This window comes from Wolbachia endosymbiont (group A) of Volucella inflata (assembly GCF_947250665.1).
Classification (GTDB): domain Bacteria; phylum Pseudomonadota; class Alphaproteobacteria; order Rickettsiales; family Anaplasmataceae; genus Wolbachia; species Wolbachia pipientis.
Map to the genome: position 1 here is coordinate 282,647 of NZ_OX366338.1, position 21,229 is coordinate 303,875.

General features: G+C 34.0%; 19 protein-coding genes, 1 tRNA gene and 1 pseudogene. 13 read left to right on the forward strand and 8 right to left on the reverse strand.

The window, feature by feature from the left end; genetic code table 11:
• Positions 1-16 precede the first annotated feature (16 nt).
• Together OOK85_RS01470 and OOK85_RS01475 are read right to left on the reverse strand one after the other, a co-directional pair.
• Positions 17-1,735 carry a monovalent cation:proton antiporter-2 (CPA2) family protein gene (locus OOK85_RS01470; RefSeq protein ID WP_264703549.1) on the reverse strand — a complete coding sequence of 573 codons (1,719 nt, stop codon included), beginning with the start codon at positions 1,733-1,735 and terminating at the stop codon, positions 17-19.
• Positions 1,736-1,740: 5 nt separating this feature from the next.
• Positions 1,741-2,313: a thioredoxin family protein gene (locus tag OOK85_RS01475; protein WP_264703551.1), complete on the reverse strand. Its 573-nt coding sequence runs from the start codon at positions 2,311-2,313 to the stop codon at positions 1,741-1,743.
• Positions 2,314-2,421: 108 nt separating this feature from the next.
• Here OOK85_RS01475 and tmk point away from each other — a divergent pair, with 108 nt between their 5' ends.
• Positions 2,422-3,012, forward strand: coding sequence for a dTMP kinase (gene tmk, locus OOK85_RS01480; protein ID WP_010081998.1), 591 nt, complete (start codon positions 2,422-2,424; stop codon positions 3,010-3,012).
• On the opposite strand, the gene OOK85_RS01485 is transcribed toward tmk, so the two are convergent.
• On the reverse strand, positions 3,005-3,316 hold the full coding sequence (locus tag OOK85_RS01485; protein WP_264703555.1) for a hypothetical protein: 312 nt from the start codon (positions 3,314-3,316) through the stop codon (positions 3,005-3,007). The two genes, tmk and OOK85_RS01485, sit on opposite strands and share 8 nt — an antisense overlap.
• Positions 3,317-3,402: 86 nt before the next feature.
• Between OOK85_RS01485 and OOK85_RS01490 the strand changes: the two genes are divergently transcribed.
• Positions 3,403-4,262, forward strand: a protein-coding gene (locus tag OOK85_RS01490) for an IS630 family transposase (RefSeq protein WP_264702431.1) whose coding sequence is annotated in 2 segments (ribosomal slippage) — positions 3,403-3,727 and positions 3,727-4,262 — 861 coding nt in all. Because the reading frame shifts where the segments join, the coding sequence is not laid out codon by codon here.
• Between the two features lie 518 nt (positions 4,263-4,780).
• Here OOK85_RS01490 and ftsH read toward each other — a convergent pair.
• From ftsH to OOK85_RS01505, 3 genes are all read right to left on the reverse strand, one after another.
• On the reverse strand, positions 4,781-6,619 hold the full coding sequence (ftsH, locus tag OOK85_RS01495) for an ATP-dependent zinc metalloprotease FtsH (protein ID WP_264703556.1): 1,839 nt from the start codon (positions 6,617-6,619) through the stop codon (positions 4,781-4,783).
• Positions 6,620-6,631: 12 nt separating this feature from the next.
• Entirely contained in the window at positions 6,632-7,927 is a 1,296-nt protein-coding gene (gene tilS, locus OOK85_RS01500; RefSeq protein WP_264703558.1) for a tRNA lysidine(34) synthetase TilS, read from the reverse strand.
• 182 nt (positions 7,928-8,109) lie between these two features.
• Entirely contained in the window at positions 8,110-8,589 is a 480-nt protein-coding gene (locus OOK85_RS01505) for an OmpA family protein (protein WP_182319815.1), read from the reverse strand.
• 275 nt (positions 8,590-8,864) lie between these two features.
• Between OOK85_RS01505 and OOK85_RS01510 the strand changes: the two genes are divergently transcribed.
• From OOK85_RS01510 to OOK85_RS01550, 9 genes are all read left to right on the forward strand, one after another.
• Entirely contained in the window at positions 8,865-10,280 is a 1,416-nt protein-coding gene (locus OOK85_RS01510) for a gluzincin family metallopeptidase (protein ID WP_264703561.1), read from the forward strand.
• 20 nt (positions 10,281-10,300) lie between these two features.
• Positions 10,301-11,377, forward strand: coding sequence for a rod shape-determining protein (locus OOK85_RS01515; RefSeq protein ID WP_264703563.1), 1,077 nt, complete (start codon positions 10,301-10,303; stop codon positions 11,375-11,377).
• A 316-nt stretch (positions 11,378-11,693) separates the two neighbouring features.
• A complete protein-coding gene (gene mnmA / locus OOK85_RS01520) occupies positions 11,694-12,806 on the forward strand; it encodes a tRNA 2-thiouridine(34) synthase MnmA (RefSeq protein WP_264703564.1) in 1,113 nt (370 codons plus the stop codon).
• 107 nt (positions 12,807-12,913) lie between these two features.
• Positions 12,914-14,155, forward strand: coding sequence for a WD1261 family protein (locus tag OOK85_RS01525; RefSeq protein ID WP_264703566.1), 1,242 nt, complete (start codon positions 12,914-12,916; stop codon positions 14,153-14,155).
• A gap of 59 nt (positions 14,156-14,214) precedes the next feature.
• Complete coding sequence (ppa, locus tag OOK85_RS01530; protein ID WP_264703568.1) at positions 14,215-14,730, forward strand: inorganic diphosphatase; 516 nt, start codon at positions 14,215-14,217, stop codon at positions 14,728-14,730.
• A 567-nt stretch (positions 14,731-15,297) separates the two neighbouring features.
• Positions 15,298-15,388 (forward strand) — tRNA-Ser (locus OOK85_RS01535).
• 167 nt (positions 15,389-15,555) lie between these two features.
• Positions 15,556-16,701, forward strand: coding sequence for a SurA N-terminal domain-containing protein (locus OOK85_RS01540; RefSeq protein ID WP_264703570.1), 1,146 nt, complete (start codon positions 15,556-15,558; stop codon positions 16,699-16,701).
• A 95-nt stretch (positions 16,702-16,796) separates the two neighbouring features.
• Positions 16,797-17,417 (forward strand): ferredoxin reductase domain-containing protein, encoded by a 621-nt coding sequence (locus tag OOK85_RS01545; protein WP_264703572.1) that lies wholly within the window; start codon positions 16,797-16,799, stop codon positions 17,415-17,417.
• Positions 17,401-17,952, forward strand: coding sequence for a 5-formyltetrahydrofolate cyclo-ligase (locus tag OOK85_RS01550; RefSeq protein WP_264703574.1), 552 nt, complete (start codon positions 17,401-17,403; stop codon positions 17,950-17,952). The genes OOK85_RS01545 and OOK85_RS01550 overlap by 17 nt, the downstream gene beginning before the upstream one ends.
• A gap of 53 nt (positions 17,953-18,005) precedes the next feature.
• Here OOK85_RS01550 and OOK85_RS01555 read toward each other — a convergent pair whose 3' ends face one another.
• Entirely contained in the window at positions 18,006-19,043 is a 1,038-nt protein-coding gene (locus OOK85_RS01555; RefSeq protein WP_264703576.1) for a hypothetical protein, read from the reverse strand.
• A gap of 249 nt (positions 19,044-19,292) precedes the next feature.
• On the opposite strand from OOK85_RS01555, the gene OOK85_RS01560 reads away from it, so the two are divergent.
• Together OOK85_RS01560 and OOK85_RS07705 are read left to right on the forward strand one after the other, a co-directional pair.
• On the forward strand, positions 19,293-20,243 hold the full coding sequence (locus OOK85_RS01560) for an IS481 family transposase (RefSeq protein ID WP_264702189.1): 951 nt from the start codon (positions 19,293-19,295) through the stop codon (positions 20,241-20,243).
• Positions 20,242-20,376, forward strand: a pseudogene (locus OOK85_RS07705) (glutamate--cysteine ligase); the annotation flags it as partial. The gene OOK85_RS01560 and the pseudogene OOK85_RS07705, both read left to right, overlap by 2 nt.
• 3 nt (positions 20,377-20,379) lie before the next feature.
• Here the strand turns inward: OOK85_RS07705 and OOK85_RS01565 are convergent.
• On the reverse strand, positions 20,380-21,195 hold the full coding sequence (locus OOK85_RS01565; protein ID WP_264703578.1) for a hypothetical protein: 816 nt from the start codon (positions 21,193-21,195) through the stop codon (positions 20,380-20,382).
• Positions 21,196-21,229 lie beyond the last annotated feature (34 nt).

Here is a 21,229-nt window from a genome sequence, read left to right on the forward strand (position 1 = left end):
AAAATTAGAAAAGTAGTCATTCATCTTTATCACTACCAAGGTCTTTTAACATACTATAATTGCCTTTTCTAAATCTACTTTTTAAAGACGTAACTCCACTTTCGCTAATACCACTGAGGCTCAGTGCAGCTCCACCTAGCTGCAATCCTATCTCAGATGTTTCAGGAATAATTTTACTAGCTCCTAGATCTCTATAAACCTCCACATTACTCAGATCTGGTAAGCGTATTACAATATTTACATGCGGAAAATTTGCAGCAACTAAGGAAACAACTTTTTTTATAGTAACTTCATTCTTTATTGAAATAACGAGAGCTTGTGCTCTTTCTATTCCTACTGATTTTAAAATTTCACATCTTGTAACATCTCCAAGATATATAGGAAAACTATCACTTTTTCCTTCTTTGACTATTTTCGATTGAATATCTACAACAACGTAACTTAAATGCTCTGCAGTAAGCATTTTTGTTACCATATATCCCACTCTACCAAATCCAGCAACTATTACATGGTTATAAAGATCTTGTGTATCTGTTTCAACAGCTTCATCATCTAATATTGTTTTCTCAGTGCTAAATGAGTTTGCTATCCAATCTCCAAGCCCCGATAAAAGAGGAGTGAAAGCCATGGTTACTGTAGTTACCATCATAAGTACTTGAGCGATTTCACTTGGTAGCACATTTAGCTCATCTGCTAAGCGAAATAAAATAAACGCAAATTCACCGCCTTGTGAAAGCAGTAACCCAGCTTGTATAGCAGGTGCACTCTTAAATCCAAAAAATCTACACAATATATATATGATAGATGTTTTTAAAACGATAAGGATAATCGATAATAAAGTAATTAGTGGTAACTTATTGAGTAAAAGTTCGGTATTGATGGACATACCAACAGTCATGAAAAATAAGCCAAGAAACAAATCTTTAAATGGCAATACTGCGTGTTCTACTGAGTGTCTATATTCTGTTTCTGCAACTAACAATCCAGCAACAAATGCACCTAATGCTAACGATAAATGGAATTGCTCAGTAATAAATGCTGCTCCTAATACTATTAAAAGCGTTGTTGATATAAAGATCTCATTACTTTCCATTTTAGCAATAACCGAAAATAAAGGTCTAAGCAATAATCTACCAGTTATAAATATCAGCACTAATGCAATAGCTGCTTGCACCAATGAACCTGCCAATGAGCTTATCAGGCTGTGCTCAGAATTGCCAGCAAGTAAAGGTACCAATACTATTAATGGTACCACTGCAAAATCTTGCATTAATAGCACTGCTATCGACAACCTACCAACCTGACTTGCTTGAGAACCTTTTTCTTGCAGAACCTGCAACACTATTGCTGTTGAGGATAGCGCAAGCCCACCACCAATAACTGTTGCTATATTCGTATTCACTCCGAAAGCAAGAGCGATGCACCATATTGCTACCATGGTAACTATAACTTGAAGAGAACCGAACCCAAATACATGAATACGCATAGCGATCAGGCGTTCAAATGTCAATTCAAGGCCTATAATGAATAATAGAAAAACTACACCAAATTCTGCAAGATTATCCATTGCTTCAGCTGAGTGTATCAGATTAAATCCATGAGAACCAATAACTGCACCTGCAACGAAGTAACCGAGCACTGGGCTAATATTCATTTTCCAAAACGCTATGACTATAAACACAGCAGCAGAAAGCAAAATTATAATATCAAACAAATGCTGAGAGCCACTGTGCATGATATTTAACCCGTAGAATTAGACCATTTAATTGAGCAGCCAATACTTGATTTTTGGTCAATTGGAGAATTACCAGTTTCTGCAATAAATTTCATAGCTTGAAATAAGTCACTACTTCCTATTTCATAGCTTTGAACCTTTTCTTTTTTTGTGTCGTTAAAACGTCCACGATAGCAAAGGTTTAAATTGGAATTAAAGCCGAAAAAGTCAGGAGTGCAAACAGCCCCGTATTCTTTAGCTATTTTCTGTGTACTATCAATTAAATATGGAAATATAAACTTATTTTCCTTGGCAAAATTAATCATATTTTCAAAGGAATCCTCTTGATATTCATTTACATCATTTGACATTATTGCAACGGTATTCACCTGATAATCTTTTTTCAATTGATCAATATCGCTTACCAGATTGCTAATAATTGACTGAACGTAAGGACAGTGATTGCATATAAACATTATAATAAGACCATTTCTTCCACAACAGTCACTTAATGCATAATATTTATTGTCTACTCCCAAAAGATTAAAATCTTTTGCAGCAAAACTAAAATCGACTTTAGGAGTATTCAGAGCAACCATAGACTATTATTATACCACATGTAATTTACGGTCTTATTATTTAAATGTCAAACGGTTTCTATGTATACTGTTTGCATATTCTTTTTTAGTATTATAATTATAAAACTTATGTTCATAACTTTCGAAGGAATAGACGGCTCTGGTAAAACAACACAATCTAAGCTACTTGCAAATCATTTTAAGCAAATTCGCGGCGAAAATAATGTGGTATTGACTCGAGAACCAGGTGGCACTAACTTTGCAGAGAAGGTAAGAGGAGTATTGTTAACGAATAATATTGATTCTATTTCTGAACTCTTGCTACTTATCTCGATGAGGCGCGAACATATGAAAAAATTAATATTACCAGCTCTTGCAGAAGGAAAAATAGTGATTTGTGATCGGTTTATTGATTCAACTATTGCATATCAAGGATATGGGTTTGGAGTTGACTTAGGGCTAATAAGGGACTTACATAAGCTAGTGGAAATTAAATATCCAGATATTACATTCATTCTAGATATTGATGTTAAAGTTGGCTTAAATAGAGCAAAAGACAAGAATAAATATGAAGAAATGGATGTTAATTTTTACAATAAGGTCAGAAAAGGATTTCAGGAAATAGCCATAAAAGAGCCCGTTAGGTGCAGTGTTATCACTGGAATTGAAACAAAAAATGATAATCACGTACACAATGAAATTATTGATAAAATCACCTAGCTTGTGATAGAAAATTATCAATTTCAGGTAACATTATTTCATATGAATAACTTTTTGTTTGAGTAGCTAAAAAATCCTGTATTTTGTCTGGATCTTCTTCACTTATCATCTTATATGCCCTTGCGAGGTTCATTAATTCACTTCTATTTTTTTTATTGCTTACTTCAGTAATAGTAAAAAATTGATCAAAATGGTCTAAGAGGTCTTTATTTTTTATTGAAGACACAATATCGTCAATTTCTTTCACATATAATGCAAGTTTGTGTGCTTTACTACGATCTTCAAAACAAAGATTAACAAGCACGTTGCGAAACCTATCTTTCGTAGTATAGCTCTTTTCATAATGGTCCAAACGGGTTAAAATAAGAGTTTATAGTAGTGAAGGTAAGTATGCCAGCAGCATATAGTTATGATTTAAGAAAAAAAGCAATGGAAGTGCTAGACGAAGGGGAAAGCAGAGAAACGGTAGCAGCAAGATTTAAAATTGGAAGAACTACATTATGGGAGTGGCAGCAAAGAAAAAAAGAAACAGGAGATTTTCAGTCGAAAAAACTTGGAAATGGAGGTTATAATCACAAAATTACCGACTGGAATAAATTTACTGAATTTGCCAAAAAACATGGTGGAAAAACTCTATCGGAAATGGCTAAGCTTTGGAGTAATGTTAGTATCCCAACGATTCATCGAGCTCTTAAAAAAATTGGACTCACACGCAAAAAAAGACATATGGATACAAAGAAAGGAATGAAGAAAAACGTGCTGAATTTTTGAAAATTATAGCAACAAAAGAACCTCAAAACTTAGTATATATAGATGAATCTGGTATTGATAATACCGAAGACTATCCCTATGGATATTCTCAGAAAGGACAGCGGTTTTATGCTCTAAAATCTGGTAAAAAAATTCAACGAATCAGTATGATTGCAGCCTTAAACGGCAGAAAAATAGTTGTTCCGTTAACATTTGAAGGCCACTGTAATATGGATATCTTTAATAAATGGTTTGAGCAGTTCCTAACACCGATTTTGGAACCTGGACAAACTGTTATCCTTGATAATGCTACTTTTCATAAGTCTAATAAGATTACTGAACTTGCTAAAGGAGTTGGTGCAGAAATTTTATATCTACCGCCTTATTCTCCCGATTTTAACAAAATTGAGCATCATTGGTTTGCTATAAAAAACAGAGCTAGGAAAAACATTCCTCTATTCACATCTTTTCGTCATGCTGTTGATTCTGCTTTTCTATGAACTTTCCGGACTATTATGAAAAGAGCTATACTTCTCACTTCTGCTAATAAGGACTTAATATTTTCTTGGCAATGCACTCTCTTTACCGATTCAGCCGGTTCAACCATACCAAGAACATTCTTTACCAAAGATTTTTCTTCACAACTAAATATGAACATGTAATAACCCATCGATAAAGTGAAGAGCAAGAACATAGCCGGAAGTAAAAACGGAGCTAATACATTTTGTGACGCAGGGAAAATAAACCAGGTAAACAGTTGTTATTGACACAGTTACAAATAATCCTGATAAACATAATTGTGCTTTTCTTCTATAATTCTGATCAATAACTGTACTTACACCAATAGAAGCTATATCAATCATTACTCACACCTCATTAAACATTAATACTAACTGAATGATAGCATTATTGTGATGAAAATGCAATATTATGAATATTTTAATACAATTTATATTGACAGTTACAATTCTAAATTGTTTTATTGCAGCGTTAGCTGATTAACATTTTTAAGATGAGGTCAACTCTCATAGAGAGAGGATTTTTTTATTTTCTCATTCTTCTCATTTTCCTCTCTAACAATTTTTTTTCCATTTAATATGTCCTTTATTTCATCTCCTGTTAAAGTTTCAAACTCCAGTAGATTTTCGGCAATGAGATCTAAGCCTTTCTTATGCTTGGTCAAAATCTCTTTTGCTTTTTCATAGCAAGAAGACACAACTTTCTTCACTTCTTCATCTATAAGTTTTAATGTATCTTCAGAAATTATGTCAGAACCATGCATGGTTTGTTCGCGATTGTGATAGATCGGACCTATTTTGTCGCTCATTCCCCATTTTGTTACCATAGAACGTGATAAATCTGATGCTTGTTTTATATCCGAAGATGCACCGCTTGTGACTTTATCATAGCCAAAAATTAGCTCTTCTGCCACACGTCCACCCATTGCAACAGTTATATCTGCTAGCATCTTTTCTCTTGTGAGGGATACTCTATCTGTTTCTGGTAGTCTCATCACTAAACCGAGTGCCCTACCGCGTGGAATAATTGTTGCTTTGTGTATAGGATCAGAAGCAGGCATATTAACAGCAATTATTGCATGACCAGCTTCATGGTATGCAGTCAGTCTCTTTTCCTCTTCTGTCATAATTAGGGATCGTCTTTCTACGCCCATCATTACTTTATCACGTGCATATTCAAAATCATCCATGGTAACAATTTTCTTGTTTCTTCTTGCAGCAATAAGTGCAGATTCGTTCACTAAATTTGCTAAATCAGCTCCAGAAAAGCCTGGTGTTCCTCTTGCAACTGTTTTCACGTTTACATCTGGTGCTATTGATATTTTCTTTATATGTGTGTTTAATATTTTCTCGCGCCCATTTATATCGGGTAAAGAAATAGTAATCTGCCGGTCAAAACGACCAGGCCTAAGCAGTGCTGGATCTAAGACATCCGGACGGTTAGTCGCAGCAATTATTATTACGCCCTCATTAGACTCAAAGCCATCCATCTCAACTAATAACTGATTTAATGTTTGTTCTCTTTCATCATTGCCGCCACCAAGACCAATGCCACGATGTCTACCCACCGCATCTATTTCATCTATAAAAATTATACAAGGAGCATTTTTCTTGCCTTGATCAAACATGTCACGAACACGACTTGCACCAACACCCACAAACATTTCAACAAAATCAGATCCAGAAATGCTAAAGAATGGCACATTAGCTTCTCCTGCAATTGCACGAGCAAGTAAAGTTTTACCAGTTCCAGGAGAGCCAATTAAAAGGCACCCTTTTGGTATTTTTCCACCTAATATTTGAAATTTTTGCCTTTGTTTAAGGAAATCAACAATCTCTACTAGCTCTTCTTTTGCTTCATCAATTCCGGCAACATCATCAAATGTTACTTTTTTTCCACTAGTCATGAGTCTAGCCCTTGACTTGCCAAAGCTTATAGTTCTGTTGCCCCCTGCTTGTGTTTGTTTAAGAAAGAATAGCAAAAAGCCAATAAAGATAAATGTTGGGACCCATGAGATAAATAATCCACCAATTACGTTCATGACAGAATCTCCAGTTGAAAAGGAGAATCTCACTTTTCTATCATGTAAATTTTTTATTAGGTCGCTATATATGACACCACTTGAATTGAAACTTGAACCGTCCCTGAACTTGCCTTCAATGCTCTGGTTTTTTATGACAATATTTTCTACATCATTGTCTTCTAGTCTAGTTAAAAATTCCGAAAAAGGTATAATTGTTTTACTTTTACCTACATTTCCGCTGAACTGAATATAAGCAACTGAAATAAGAACAATAATTACTAACCAGATCAATAAGCCTTCTAAAAATTTTTTCATTTCTATTTTTAACTAAATACCCATCAAGCTTACCAAATTTTGTTTTATCGTGCTATTAATAATGCATTGAATCTTATCGTCATTGGTATTTTTTCCGTTATAATTTACATCAGGATAAGCAAGCACCTTTCCATCTTTTAGCACTACAGGCAAAGAATAGAAAACTTCAGGGCAGCAGTTGTAATCCTTCAGAAATTCAGGAACTTTTTGTGTTTTTTTTAATGGAGCGATGATAACTGAACACTCTTGATTTCCGAGTATTGTGCAGCTAAATCTGTTATCCCATTGAGTAGGTTCATTTAAAGGTAGGTTTACAGTAATTTCTTGTATCCTTGACGATTCTCTAATTATTAAGATATTTTCTCCATATTTTCTTATTTTGCACCCAGAAAGTGTGCAGTTAACATTACTATCCTTTTGCAATATTTTGTTAAATATTACGATAAGGCTGTTGTACCTTGGTTTATAATGTTTACTGGCAATTGCCATTATAGAGTAAAGAAGAATCCTCAAGGCTATTTCCTCTGGCAATTGATAAAATTCACTTAGTTTAATTTCAATATAACCAAGATCATGAACATTAACACAGTCATTAAATGCAAGGCGTGTGTAGTGCATCAACGCTTTTGCAGCTCTTTTCATATGAAGGGCTGTGAGGCATATTCGCTCTGTTAAAATCTCTTGATTATCACTTGCTTTAAGTAAGTTACGGTATAAAGTTCGCCTGTATTTTAAGTCATAGTTGCTTCTATCTTCGATCCATTTTAACCGATGAAGCTTAGCGTACTTTTCTATTTCACTACGACTAAAATTTAACAATGGCCTAAATATATAAATACCATTTAGGAAAGACTTGTAGTCCATTGATGATAATCCATCTACGCCGCTACCTCGCTCTAATCTTAATAAGAACGTTTCTGCTTGATCATCTTTGTGATGAGCGACGAGCAAACATTTAACATTATTGTTTTTACACCACTCTGCTAGTAACTTATACCGTGCTTTTCGTGCCTGTAACTGAATATTGCCTTTAATATTTTGCTTTTCCCAATTTAATATGAACGATTCCTTTGCTCCAAGTTCCTTTGCATAACTTACAACAAAATCAGCTTCTTTTTGAGACTCTGGACGTAATCCATGATTTACTGTTAATGCTATAGGAAGTGAAAGCTTGTTTTTTTTTGCCCAGTTAGTCATTAAGTGCAGTAAGACTATACTATCTACACCACCTGATACTGCAACTGCAACTTGATTGTTATAGAAAGCAAAACTATTAACCACATTTTGAAATAATAACTCTAATTCCATTATGTCTCTTGATGGCCAGATAGGTCAGATCTCTTACGTCATACCGCGACTTATTTGTGGTATATATAGATCCCGCTCAAGCAACGAAATATGACAAGTTTGTCCTTTTTTGTCTACCCCAGTGCCCTTTCTTTATGTCATCCCAGTGCTTGACACTGGGATCCAGGTTTTAATGCAAGAAACTATTTCTTTATTCCAGAAAATGAAAATTCCACTCTACGATTTTTAGCATGCTCTTTTTCATATTTAGAATTTCTAGAATCATCTTTTACATTAACCAAAGGCTCAGTTTCACCTTTAGAAGCAGTTTTTATTCTGTTTTCTATGTAGGGTGTACAACTAACCATAAATTTTTTAGCTGCATCTGCCCTTCTAGCGCCTAGCGCAAGATTATATTCATGAGAACCACGGTTGTCAGTGTGACCAGTTAAAGTAACCTTCGCGTCAGGGTTATCTTGTAACACCTCCATTACGTCAAGTAATGCATCTGCACTTACTTCAGTAATATTAGATTCATCATAACCAAAGAAAACTCTTTTATCACCTATCTGCTTAACAACAGAATTTATTTTATTTGTTGTATTTGCTCCTTTTTTTGGGCAAGAACTTACACCAGTAAGTAATAAACAAAAACAGCACATTATAACCAGTCTACTCCACATTACTAAACCTCCATAAATTTTAAATAGTGCGTAACTTTAATTTCAGTAGCTAATATCTCTCCATATTGTAATATAGTCAAGAGAAATAAAATACTAAATACTTTTTCTACAACCTTACAATTAATTTTCCTATAATATGCTGGACTCTGAGTAGAAAAATCCAATAAAGGAATAAAAAGTACAATTTTTTATTGTACTTTAAGCAAATATACTTTTAACTTTATTATTAATCTATCACGATGTTAAACAGATGTTTTCTAAAATAATGAACAAATATGAAATCTTATAAGTTTTTAGAGGAAGTATTATATAGGGTAAAGAATATCGAAAATACGCTAAAAGTACTAAACCAAAGCCAATTGAATATAGAGGACAAAGTTGAACAAATGAGTCTTCTAGAAGAAATCAGACATGAAATTATCTCTCATGACGCAATAAAGGAATCATTAGCAGATGCTCTTGGTAACAAAAAAAGTGCAAATACTCAGCAGCTAAAGTTAATAGAGAGAATACATAAAAGCAACAGTGCTGTTCCTATTGATTTAGTAAAGTCTTTATCCAAAGCTAAGGTTGAATGCCAAAATTTATGGAAGCTATCTCATTCTGAAACCAGTAACTTAGAAAAACTAAAAGAACGTTTTACTGATTTAATCACACTCATTCGCGAAGTAGCTTCTATAAAATCGCAGCAATTAAAATGCTCAAAATACGACTCACTGCTTGCTGACTATGACTCTGATATCACAGAAAAGAATATAAGGGAAGTATTCCCCAAGGTAGGCAAATTTTTTAGTGAAAATGTAGATAAAATAATTGAAAAGCAGAAAAAGGATAAGGTTACTAATATACAAAAAGTTGCTACTCAGAAACAGATTGAACTTGGCTCATTATGTTTACAGCAAATGGGTATTGCACTAAATGAGATTCGTACTTCTTATTACTACCCTATAGATTATGATGAATCTGATTTTTGTTATGGTTTATTTTCACTTTTACGGCATAGTGGTTATGCAATTTATCAAAAATGTTTAGCGCAAAATTCTATAAGTAGCCCAATTATGAGACATGTTATGTATGAAACTCAAGGGTTATTCATGGAAAGGATGATTGGAACATCCAGAGAATTTATTGAGTTCATTCAACCACACATAAAAGAGAAGTTTGCTATAAAAGGCAAAACTAATAGCAGTGTTGAAAATTTGCACTTGGTTTTCAATGAAATAAACCTTTCTTCTTTTTTAAAAAATGCAGATGAATTTAGTCTGTTAGCTCATATTATGTTGAGAACTAAGTTAGAACAAGATATAATAAATGGCACATTGGAAGTCAAAGACCTGCATGATGCGTGGTTGGAAGGTATGAAGCACTATAAAATTCCAGTAAAAGCTAAAAATGAGCTAAACACTTATTTTCAAGATGAATATTGGGCAAGCGGTGTTATGGGCTACTTTCCTATAAAAATTATTGCTTTAATTGCTGCTGTGCAGATTTTCTCTTTCGTTAAAAAGAATCATTACGAATCATTAAGTGCTATAATAAAAGGAGATTTTAGTTTACTTATCAGTTGGTTATCTCAAAATATATACAGTGCAAAGTGTGACCTGGAACTGCTAAAAAAAGTAACAGGTAAGGGTTTAGACGTTGAGTGTGTTACTTACTACTTATCTGAAAAGTATAATTTGTCTCAATAAATGGTTTTCTTGAGTTATGTATGAATTTTGTTCGAAAATTAACCGGAAAGTTTTATAGCCTTTTTACTTTCAAAGGTTTGTTTGCTAGCGATATTGCTATAGACCTTGGTACTGCAAACACTTTAGTTTATCAGAAAAATCAGGGAATAGTGCTTGATGAGCCTTCAGTTGTAGCAAGAATAAAGGAAAAAGGAAGCTACGTTCCTTATGCTTTTGGTAAAAAAGCTAAAATGATGCTTGGGAAAACGCCTGGAGAAATAGAGGTGATAAGGCCCTTAAAGGATGGAGTTATTGCTGATTTTAAAAGTACGGAAGAAATGCTAAAATATTTCATACGCAGTGCAAACACAAAATTCACTGTTAATAAACCTAATATTATCATATGCGTTCCATCTGGATCCACGCCAGTTGAAAGGCGTGCTATACAAGATGCAGCAGAAAGTGCTGGTGCAAATGAAGTATTTTTAATTGAAGAACCAATGGCTGCAGCAATCGGAGCTGGGCTCCCGGTTACTGAACCTGAGGGTTCTATGATTGTTGATATAGGAGGCGGTACAACTGAAGTTGCAATTATTTCTTTAGGCGGAATTGTTTATTCACGTTCTGCCAGAGTAGGTGGCGATATTATGGATGAAGCAATAAAATCATATATTCGTGAAAATCATAAGTTATTAATCGGTGAAACAACCGCTGAGAAAATTAAGAAAAGCATAGGTTCAGCCAGTCTGCCAGGTGAAAATAACAAAGAGGGAATGATAATTAAAGGCAGGGATTTAGTGAGTGGCATGCCAAAAGAAATGCTTTTATCAGAATACCAAGTTGCAGAGAGTTTAATAGAGCCTGTACATCAGATAATTTCTGCTATTAAGACTGCGCTGGAGAGCACTCCACCTGAACTTTCTTCTGATATAGTCGATAGAGGAATAGTTTTATCCGGTGGTGGTGGATTATTACGTAATCTAGGTAAAGTTATCAGTGAAACAACAAAATTACCGGTTCGTGTTGCAGATGACCCACTTTGTTGTGTTGCCTTAGGTAGTGGAAAAGTGCTTGAAAACATGGATTATTTTGGCCATGTTTTATTCAAGCAAGATTAAATTGTTTTTGAAGGTAGTTTATCGAATTGTTTTGATGGAATTATGTAATATAAATGAGATCCCAGTGTCATGCACCAAGTAATTTGAAGGCAACTTCTAGCAGAAAAGGGTGTCATCCGAGTAGCTAACACTGGGATCCAGGAAACTTGATTACAAATAAATATGCTGTTTTAATGAATTTGTGTAATAGAAGCTAGATTCCAGTGTCAGCTACTTTCATGACATTATCTACTATGTAAATTGCCCCCAAATCAAAACGTTTGCACAGTTGTATGTTGGAATGACACAAGATTTGCGTTTATAAATTAAGGCGGTTATGCTAAAAGAATTTGAAATTGAACCTCTGCTAAAAGATAAAACTCCGCACCAGACTAAGGCTGTTGTTGCAATGTCCGGGGGAGTTGATAGCTCGGTTGCTGCAGCACTGCTACATAACCTTGGGTACCAGGTGATAGGTGTGACTCTTCAACTCTATGGCACTGACGGTAATGCTAACGCAAGAAAGGGTGCATGCTGCGCTGGACAGGATATTTATGACGCTAAGCGCGTGGCTGAAAGTGTTGGCTTTCCTCACTATATTTTAAACTATGAGGAAATATTCAAAAAGGAAGTAATAGAGGATTTTGCGAGTACCTATATGCGTGGGGAAACTCCCATACCATGCGTGAGATGTAACCAAACGGTAAAATTTCGTGATCTATTGCAAGTTACAAAAAATCTTGGTGCGGATGTGCTCGTAACAGGACATTACGTGAGAAGGTTAGAAAAAAATGGTGAGGTAAAGTTGTGCAGAAGCATTGATAAAAGTAAAGATCAAAGTTATTTTTTGTTTGCTACAACTCAAGAGCAGTTAAAGCTTTTGCGATTTCCGCTAGGTGAGTTCTATAAAAGTGATATAAGAAAATTAGCAAAATATTTCAGTTTACAAATTTCTGAAAAGCCAGACAGTCAAGATATATGCTTTGTTTCCGAAAGCTATAGTAAAACAATAGCTAAATTAGCTCCACAATCTGTACAGAAAGGTAAAATTGTGGATGTGAATGGAAAAGTGCTAGGTGAGCACAGTGGCATAGTAAATTTTACAGTAGGGCAAAGAAAAGGCTTAGGTGTTGGGTACAGTGAACCTCTTTACGTGATAAAAATTAATACAGAGAATAATGAGGTTATAGTAGGTCCGATCAACGCATTAATGCAAAAAAAAATATTGATCAAAGAGTTAAATTGGTTAGAACAACCAAAGGAAGGTATGGAAGTAACTGTGAAGCTGAGATCATCACATGCGGGAAGTTTAGCAACAATACATTCAACTGACGAAAAAAATAAAGCCTGTGTCATTTTAAACGACGATTACTTTGGCATCAGTCCAGGTCAAGCCTGTGTAGCGTATAAAGATGAGCAAGTTATCGGCGGTGGATGGATATGTTCTTAACTAAAGGGCTTAATTCTTTGATACAGAGTGTAAACGTACAATAATATTTATTGCTATTTTACCCTATATCGCTTATACTATAAAGTAGAACATTATAGGTTTTAGCAATGGTTAAGGAAGTTGAAGAACTAATAAAAATTGTTGGTAAGGGCAATTTATTAGAGACGTTATTTATTTTTTTAGGTGGTTTTCAACATGCTGACTTAGGTCGTAGTATGGATCACAGAAATCATTTTGGTTTGTCTGAATTCATTAGAAAAGAAAATGAACTACTAGATAAGTATTTTAACTTAAAATTTAGTCTACAAGGGCTGTTTTTAATTTATGCTCAAGCTTATCAAATTCTAAGTGAAAGCAATAACCTGAATACTAAAGATGTCATAGATAAAATATATGACGTTATTAAAGGGTCTGAGTTAAATAGAGATATAAATGAAGTAGTAGATGGAAGAAAATTAGATTTACTTAACATCTTAGCAAATCCAAAGAGAGAACCAATATTTAAAACAGAAGAAGATTTTGAAAATAAAGTACTTACTGACGTTAAAAAATTATTAAATGAAAAATCTGATAAAAAATTTTTTTTTAATAAATTTGTTATCGACTGTTACTATTCTATTCATCAAGATATAAAGGTAGATAAAGATGTGGCTTTATTGTTTTCTCTATCATTTTCTTTTAGCGGTAGTTATAAAGAACCTTTGTCATCTGACAAAATAGTAAAAAGAGAAGTACTAGAGTTATATGAGAATCAGTTAATAGAGAACTATATAGTGCACTTAGCTAACAAACTACACATGATCAGATTATCAAGTAGAGATGGAACCATCAAATATACAGCCGACTGTGAAAATATGGATTGGCAAGAGGAAAAATTGAAAATGAATGGATTAATATGTCCTATAAATACAAAAAACACCCTAGAGCAACTGTTAAAAAACCAAAATAGTGATGAATTTGAACAATTAGTAACAAACCCTGAGAATATATACTACTCAGTGCCACAAGAAGAGAATGAATGTAGGCCAAATCTTATCATCAGTAAGAAAAAAGAAAAAGACCATAAAAACATAATCTGTAAACTTATTTTAGGTATGTTTGTATTATCTGTTGGGTTATATGTTGCTGATTATTTCCTTATGGAGCAAAAATTATTTAATCCAATAAAAGGTGTCCTACCACAGGATAATTTTGTTAATCTAGTAATTGCTGCGGTGCTTACTATTGTAATAGTATATGCTTTATTTCAATTATTGAAATCACCACAGAAACCACCACTTTCAACAGTCAATGAGATGACGAATGAAAATTTAGGACAGCCCGTGCAAAATAAGTTTAGAATTACATAAATGTAGCAACTTAAAAGCATATATTGTATAATGCTTATTCTTAAGTTAAGAGGTAATTTATGGATTTAAGTAAAATAACAGCGGGACCAAATGCGGTGAATGTGGTAATTGAAATAAGTGCGAATGCTGAGCCTGTAAAGTATGAATTTAATAAAGAGTTTGGGTTGTTACAAGTTGACAGATTTTTATCTACCTCAATGACTTATCCTTGCAATTATGGGTTTATACCAAATACCTGCGCAGGTGATGGTGATCCTGTGGATGTTTTGGTGCTAACTCAGTTTCCCTTAGCATCTAGTGTTTTAATATCGGTGCGTCCAATAGGCGCATTACTCACTAAAGATGAAAAAGGAGAAGATGAAAAGATATTAGCTGTGCCTATTTCCAGTGTTGATAGCTATTATGACAATATAAAGAACTATTCTGATTTATCTAAAAATCTACTAGATAAAATTGCTCATTTCTTTTCTCATTATAAAGATCTAGAAAAGGGAAAAACGGTAGCAGTTGGAGAATGGGTTGGTATAGAAGAAGCAAAACAAATTGTTGCAAGCTCTATTAAAAGCGGAAATTAGTTTTTGTTGATTTAGCCTGGAATTACAGTTATTCGGAAAAACGTGGTTGTTTTTAATGGGTAAATATTGGTATCCGTTTAGGATAGCGGCAAGGTAGTATAACCATAGAGTAAAAGTGAGTTTACAACAAATGGTGTCATCCCAGTGCTTGACACTGGGATCCAGTCCTTTCGCACAGTTCCATCAAAAACGTTGTAAAGGATTAACCGCTTTCGTGTTTACCAACTTAGTGCCCAATCTGGATCCCAGTGTCAAGCACTGGGATGACAAGAAAGGGAGCACTGGAATTTTTGTTTCAGCATTAGCCATTCATCTGAACAGACAATGGCGTCAACTTAAGGACACATTTTAGACTTCTTTGTTGAAATAAAACAGAAACAAAAGTGCTGTTTATTGCAGCTTTTGGGTAATTTAATGGTAAAAATTTTAGAGAGAAATTTTATACACAATCACTGATATTTTTCCTTAAGTTGACGCCATTGTCTGAACAGATACAAATATTGCAATTAAAAGCATTAGACAGGTGGTAGAGGTCTTGGTATTATATAATCTTTAGGTTCTAAATTTGGAAGGGTGGCCGAGCGGCTGAAGGCGGCGGTTTGCTAAACCGTTATACGATTGAAAAGTCGTATCGAGGGTTCGAATCCCTCTCCTTCCGTATACTGTTTTCAGCACGGTTTAAATTCGCTATGTTGGCATATTTTTAGCCTGTTTACCTGATCTTATTGCAATGGTTTTGCGTTTTTATTTCCGTCTTTAACTATTAAAAAGTTAGCTAGCATTGACTCAGTATTTATTATAGAATTGGTTATTAACTTTACTTGTATGTATAGAATACTAATTTTACTGTTGATGGTGTTGCCACTTAGGTTGCTTGCAACCGAGATTGAAATTGTTGCAGATGTAAATGGTGAGCCAATTTCAAATTTAGATATCGAAAAACGCATCAACTTTATAAATTCATTGTTTGGCACTCAAAGTGTTAATCAAAAAGAAGCAAGGCCTCAAGTTCTTAGGGAGCTAATAGACGAAATTATCATTATCAATGAAGCGCAGAGGCTGAGTATAAAATTGAGCAATGAGGAGTTAGATAATGCTATCATATTATTTTTAACCCAAAGTTTTAAACTTAAGGCTAATGAAATTGATCAATACATAAAAAAGCATAATATAGATCTTGGTATTTTAAGAAAACAAATAAAATGTCAGTTACTATGGAGCAAAATTATTGAAGTAAGAATTGTGCCATTTATTAATATAAGCGATAAAGAAGTAGATGATGTAAAAAGGCAAACAGAAAAGCCGGATTATCTTATCACGTTCCAAGAGTTTATAATTCCTGATCAAAAAGACAAGGACGTTTATGGTATAGCTGAAGATCTAGTAAAAAAATTACGTAATAGTAATAACCCAGAATCTCCAATAAAGATGCGTAAAGCAACAGTTAATTTAAGTCAGCTCAAAGATAAACTTAAGAGCGTTTTAGAAAGACTAGAAACCGGCGATATAGCAGGTCCATTCAGTTTCAGTGAAGGTTACTCTATTATAAGAGTCATAGACAAGGTACAACTTAATTATGCACTGCTGGAAAGCACTTTAAAATTAAAACAGATTGTGGTTGAAGGTTCAGAAAGTTTATTGAATAATTTTAAAGAGCAAAAGGTCAGTTGTTTAAATTTTGACAAATTAGCAGATGATTTTAAGTTGCCAAGCGCAAAAGAGTTTGAAATAAAAATCCGAGATTTAAATCCTGATTTACAGATTTTATTTAGTAAAACAAGTGTGAATGAAATAGTAGAATTGAGAGAAAATGGCACTGCAAAGTTGATGATGTTGTGTGATATCAAGAGTAATGTAGCGGATATAGAAGCAATTAAACAGCAAACGTACCAACAAAAGATTATGATACAAAGCAACTTGTTATTAGATGATATGCGTAAAAATTCAGCTGTCAGTTATCGGTATAGTTGAAGTCAGAGAGTGTCCTTGTTTCTGTCTTTGTGTACGAAAATTACTTTGTTCTATAAAATTTCAAAAAATTTGAACAAATATAGTTAAAATAGCACATGAAGAATATAATGCTAATTGGTGGTGGAGTTGGAAATGCAGTATTATTTTCGATAGGGAAGGCATGTCTTGAAAATAATAATAAGGTTTTGTACTTTGCTGGCTATAAGAAATTAAGTGATGTATTTAAACGAGCACTGATAGAGCGTGCATCAAATGCAGTAGTTTGGGCATGTGAAGAAGGATTGATAGAAACAAGCAGAGATCAAGATAAATCCTTTCATGGTAATATAGTTGATGCAATAGTCTCTTATCAACAAGGAAGATTAGGTATTAATTTAAACACTATAGATAAAATTATCACTATTGGTTCTGATAAAATGATGAAAGCTGTGAATGAAGCTAGAAAAACAATTTTAAAGCCATATCTGAAATCAAGTCACGTAGCAATATCGTCAGTTAATTCTCCTATGCAGTGTATGATGAAAGAAATCTGCGCTCAGTGTGTTCAGCAACATATGAATACGGGAACAGGAGAAAGGAGTTTTGTTTATAGCTGCAGTAATCAAGACCAGGATATGGAATTTATTGACTTTGATTTTTTAAGTGAGCGCTTAAAGCAAAATAGTTTACAAGAAAAACTCACTGCGAAATGGATAGATCATGTTCAAAGATATTAAACAGCACAAAAAGGAAATAAGAGAGCAATATAGAGCTATAAGAAAAGATATTGATGAAAGTTATTCCAGTTATGCGGCAAGTTCCCTTATTAATCTCTTTAATCAGAACTTAAGTTACGTTAAAGGCAAAACAATTGCGGCTTACATTCCAATGGATGGGGAAATAAATGTTGTGCCTTTGATGTATAGCTTATTCGATTTAGGTTATAAAATAGCGGTTCCTGATAAAAATCAGTTACTAAAATTTGAGGAATGGAACAAAACAGATGAAGACGTAATTCCCGACACAATCATTACTCCTGTTGTTGCTTTTGATGATCATTTTAATAGATTAGGTTTTGGCGGTGGTTGGTATGATACAATGATAAAAAAATTACGGCCGCTTGGAAAAATATTTATAGGTGTAGCCTATGAGAAACAATATTGTAAAGATTTACCTGTAGAAAAACATGATCAAAAATTGGATATTATAATCACTGAAATGTGTGTTAGGTGTAGAAGTGGATTGCTCAAAAAAGTGGATAAAAAGGAGTAGCGCAACCCCTCTTTCTAATAGTAATTTTTGCGTCAAAACGCTCCTCAAATGCATCAACTCGGTCCTGTGATTCCTCCTTCACTAACTCGTGCAGCACTTGAAATACCTAAGTGAGAATTTGGCTTCATTTCCTGAGCTTTCTCATTAACTTTTTGTTCTACCTCTTTTATGTCACTACCAATTGCCATAATTACAGGTTGAAATTTATTTATAAGGTCATTAAGTGCTTTCATATCTGCTACATGAGTACTGAGGCCCTTTTCCAGAAGTCTGCTCATATCATCTTTTGAAAAATTTTGAATGGTTCCATTCTTTACTAACTCTTGTATAGCAGATCGCTGCCCTTCATTTTGAAGCATTTCTAATATTTTTTTCCCATCATCAAGACCTTTTTTAGTGTCAACGTTTTTGTTATCTTTAAGACTAATGTTTGCAATAGTTTCAAGCACGTTTGTTCTTAATCTGCTAAAGTTATTCTCTCTTGCTTGAACTGTAGGTAATTTATCTATTAAATCCTTATATGAACTTTTTACTGCTTTTCCTGTTTCAATCGCACCTTCTTTTATTTTTTCACCTGCCTTTACTATCCCTATTCCTACATAACGTGCTCCAATAGCCACAAGCGCTATTAATGTAGCAAGCACAATAAGCGGAGAAAATGCTACTCCTAATACTATTCCAGCAGAAGCTATTCCAATTTTTTTATTTGCAGATGCTGATTTAAAATAATTGACTAGATTGTCCAGTGGACCTTTATTATTATTTATAACATTACTTATTGCTTGCTGATTAACAGATTTTAACGCCTCTTCTATTATTTTTGAGTCAACATTTTCAGAAGTTAAACCTTTAAGTGCTTCTTCAATGAGTTTTATAAATAATTCTTTATTTACCTCCTTTTGCAAGCCTTGGTCATTAATCGCTAAACCTAAATCTTTGAGATTCATCCCTCTAACTTGTTCTGATAGGGCCTCAAACAACTTTCCTTTTTCTTCCTGTGAGGATTGTGCGATGCTTTCTATCATATCTGAAATAGTTTTTTTTAGTTCTGGGTAGTCAGTGTCAAAAAACGTACTGTTTGTAGGTGCCATATTCAGCTTCATTAACTATGGATATGCCTAATTATACATGCTAGTTATTAATTATATTATAATAAATATGAGGTAATTAATATCATAACCTCTTTCCAAATATAGAATTTGTATTAAAATATCTAGGCTCTGTGGACAAAATTTTAGAGAAGCCATACAAGAGCTCCAACAAAATTGAGAAAACTGTACAGTCCCAGAGTGTGATGGTATGATAAAATATGAGAAAAAAATACCATCAAAGGAGGAGTTATGGGACAAATATTACATGGGTGCGCCAAAACAACACAGACGATTCGTAGAGCAATACAAAATAGAAAAGAGAGCATAGCAAAACTCTCCAAGCATTATAACCTTAATCCAAAAACTATTATTAAGTGGAGAAAACGTTCATTTACGAAAGATGCTGATATGGGTCCAAAGCGTCCAAGATCGACTGTTTTAACGCTAGAAGAGGAAGCTATAATAGTTACATTTCGCAAGTATACACTACTGCCACTAGATGATTGCCTTTACGCTCTGCAGTCTACAATTCCGCATTTGACTCGCTCTAGCTTGCATCGTTGTTTACAAAGACACAACATTAGCAGATTACCAACTGTTGATGGAGAAGTTAAGTCAAAAAAGAAATTCAAACAATATCCTATCGGTTACTTTCATATTGATATTGCTGAAGTTAGAACTGAGGAGGGCAAATTACATTTGTTTGTTGCTATTGATAGGACATCCAAATTTACCTATGTTGAGTTGCGTAACAGTGCTACAAAACCCATAGCTGCTGAGTTCTTACGTAATTTGATTAGAATTTTACCGTATAAAATCCATACTATTTTGACAGATAACGGTATACAATTTACAAACCAGAAGCGTCATAAGTATGCTTTCCAACATATATTTGATAGAGTTTGCGAAGAGAATGTTATTGAACATCGTTTGACAAAAGTTAGCCATCCTTGGACGAATGGGCAAGTCGAGCGTATGAATAAAACTTTAAAGGATGCTACAGTTAAGAAGTATTACTATCAATCGCACCAGCAACTTAAAGAACACCTTTATAACTTTGTTATGGCTTATAATTATGCAAAGAGACTCAAAACTCTTAAGGGTCTTACTCCTTATGAATTTATATGTTATCAGTGGACACAGTCTCCAGAATTATTTATACTAAATCCACACCATCACACTCTGGGACCATACACCTAGCTTGAATGCCACTGACTGTGAGTTTCATGATGTTAGCCAGGTTGTGGAAGGTAAAATTCTATCACTTTGGAATATTGTTAGCAAATTAGCAGTACTAGCGTTGGCAGTAGAAATAAAATCTTTTCACCTCTAACCCTTATATTTCCACAACGTCGCCATTGGGGAGACCATTACCATCATAATCGTGCCTAATATGATTAGCGCCATCAAGTTCAGTGGAAGGATCATCATTGACAGGTTGATTAAACAACTTATCAAGTTGAACTGCAAGAAATACTGCACTATATATTATGCTGACTGTTACGCTTAAGTTGAAATTATAGATTATACCACTACCCAAGTTTATTGGTATAGTTGGAGTTTCTATCCTTCTTAATATGAAGTTTAATAAACCTAACGACAAAGTTAATGTGCTGATAATAAGGTCCTTCTTACACTTAGCAGACTTTTCAGGATCCTTATTATCTAGGTATTTTCTCCATGAATAATAGTAACTTATAGGTTCCGAAATAAACAGAAATAGGATCGTTGATGTTAAACTAATATAACTTGTTACATCTGCATTACCTCTAGCCAAAAAATGGATGACTTTCAACATCATCAATGCTTCTATGGTGCTGCTTGCAAGGTTAGCCGATTTACCCAAAATTTTTGCTAATTCTTTTTTACCCTTAGGGTCTTTATAATCTTTTACCAAATCCCGTAAGATAAATGCAGAATGGGCAATGTATAGGGTAGATGTCGGAAATTTCACCCATCGGGCAACATTCTTTATAAAGGAGATATTGGATCTATTATTGTCAATGAACTCGCAGCAAAATTGCAGTGAAATCTTACACAATAGGGCTGTTAAACCTGTTGTGATGCAGATTACCTTTCTGATATCATGATTATAAGCATCATGTACCTTTTGTGCGGGCGTGTTAGATTTCTTTTTTAGCTTGTTTAGCATAAAATAGTTAATAAAATAATAACTTTCTGTTATT

Bases quoted from the DNA above. Each gene is read 5' to 3' on its own strand.
- mnmA (WP_264703564.1), top strand. From the start codon at position 11,694: ATGCTAAAAGAATTTGAAATTGAACCTCTGCTAAAAGATAAAACTCCG.
- tilS (WP_264703558.1), bottom strand. From the start codon at position 7,927: ATGGAATTAGAGTTATTATTTCAAAATGTGGTTAATAGTTTTGCTTTC.
- OOK85_RS01515 (WP_264703563.1), top strand. From the start codon at position 10,301: ATGAATTTTGTTCGAAAATTAACCGGAAAGTTTTATAGCCTTTTTACT.
- OOK85_RS01475 (WP_264703551.1), bottom strand. From the start codon at position 2,313: ATGGTTGCTCTGAATACTCCTAAAGTCGATTTTAGTTTTGCTGCAAAA.
- OOK85_RS01545 (WP_264703572.1), top strand. From the start codon at position 16,797: ATGAAGAATATAATGCTAATTGGTGGTGGAGTTGGAAATGCAGTATTA.
- OOK85_RS01505 (WP_182319815.1), bottom strand. From the start codon at position 8,589: ATGTGGAGTAGACTGGTTATAATGTGCTGTTTTTGTTTATTACTTACT.
- ftsH (WP_264703556.1), bottom strand. From the start codon at position 6,619: ATGAAAAAATTTTTAGAAGGCTTATTGATCTGGTTAGTAATTATTGTT.
- OOK85_RS01540 (WP_264703570.1), top strand. From the start codon at position 15,556: ATGTATAGAATACTAATTTTACTGTTGATGGTGTTGCCACTTAGGTTG.
- OOK85_RS01525 (WP_264703566.1), top strand. From the start codon at position 12,914: ATGGTTAAGGAAGTTGAAGAACTAATAAAAATTGTTGGTAAGGGCAAT.
- OOK85_RS01510 (WP_264703561.1), top strand. From the start codon at position 8,865: ATGAAATCTTATAAGTTTTTAGAGGAAGTATTATATAGGGTAAAGAAT.
- OOK85_RS01555 (WP_264703576.1), bottom strand. From the start codon at position 19,043: ATGGCACCTACAAACAGTACGTTTTTTGACACTGACTACCCAGAACTA.
- OOK85_RS01565 (WP_264703578.1), bottom strand. From the start codon at position 21,195: ATGCTAAACAAGCTAAAAAAGAAATCTAACACGCCCGCACAAAAGGTA.
- OOK85_RS01470 (WP_264703549.1), bottom strand. From the start codon at position 1,735: ATGCACAGTGGCTCTCAGCATTTGTTTGATATTATAATTTTGCTTTCT.
- tmk (WP_010081998.1), top strand. From the start codon at position 2,422: ATGTTCATAACTTTCGAAGGAATAGACGGCTCTGGTAAAACAACACAA.
- ppa (WP_264703568.1), top strand. From the start codon at position 14,215: ATGGATTTAAGTAAAATAACAGCGGGACCAAATGCGGTGAATGTGGTA.
- OOK85_RS01550 (WP_264703574.1), top strand. From the start codon at position 17,401: ATGTTCAAAGATATTAAACAGCACAAAAAGGAAATAAGAGAGCAATAT.
- OOK85_RS01560 (WP_264702189.1), top strand. From the start codon at position 19,293: ATGGGACAAATATTACATGGGTGCGCCAAAACAACACAGACGATTCGT.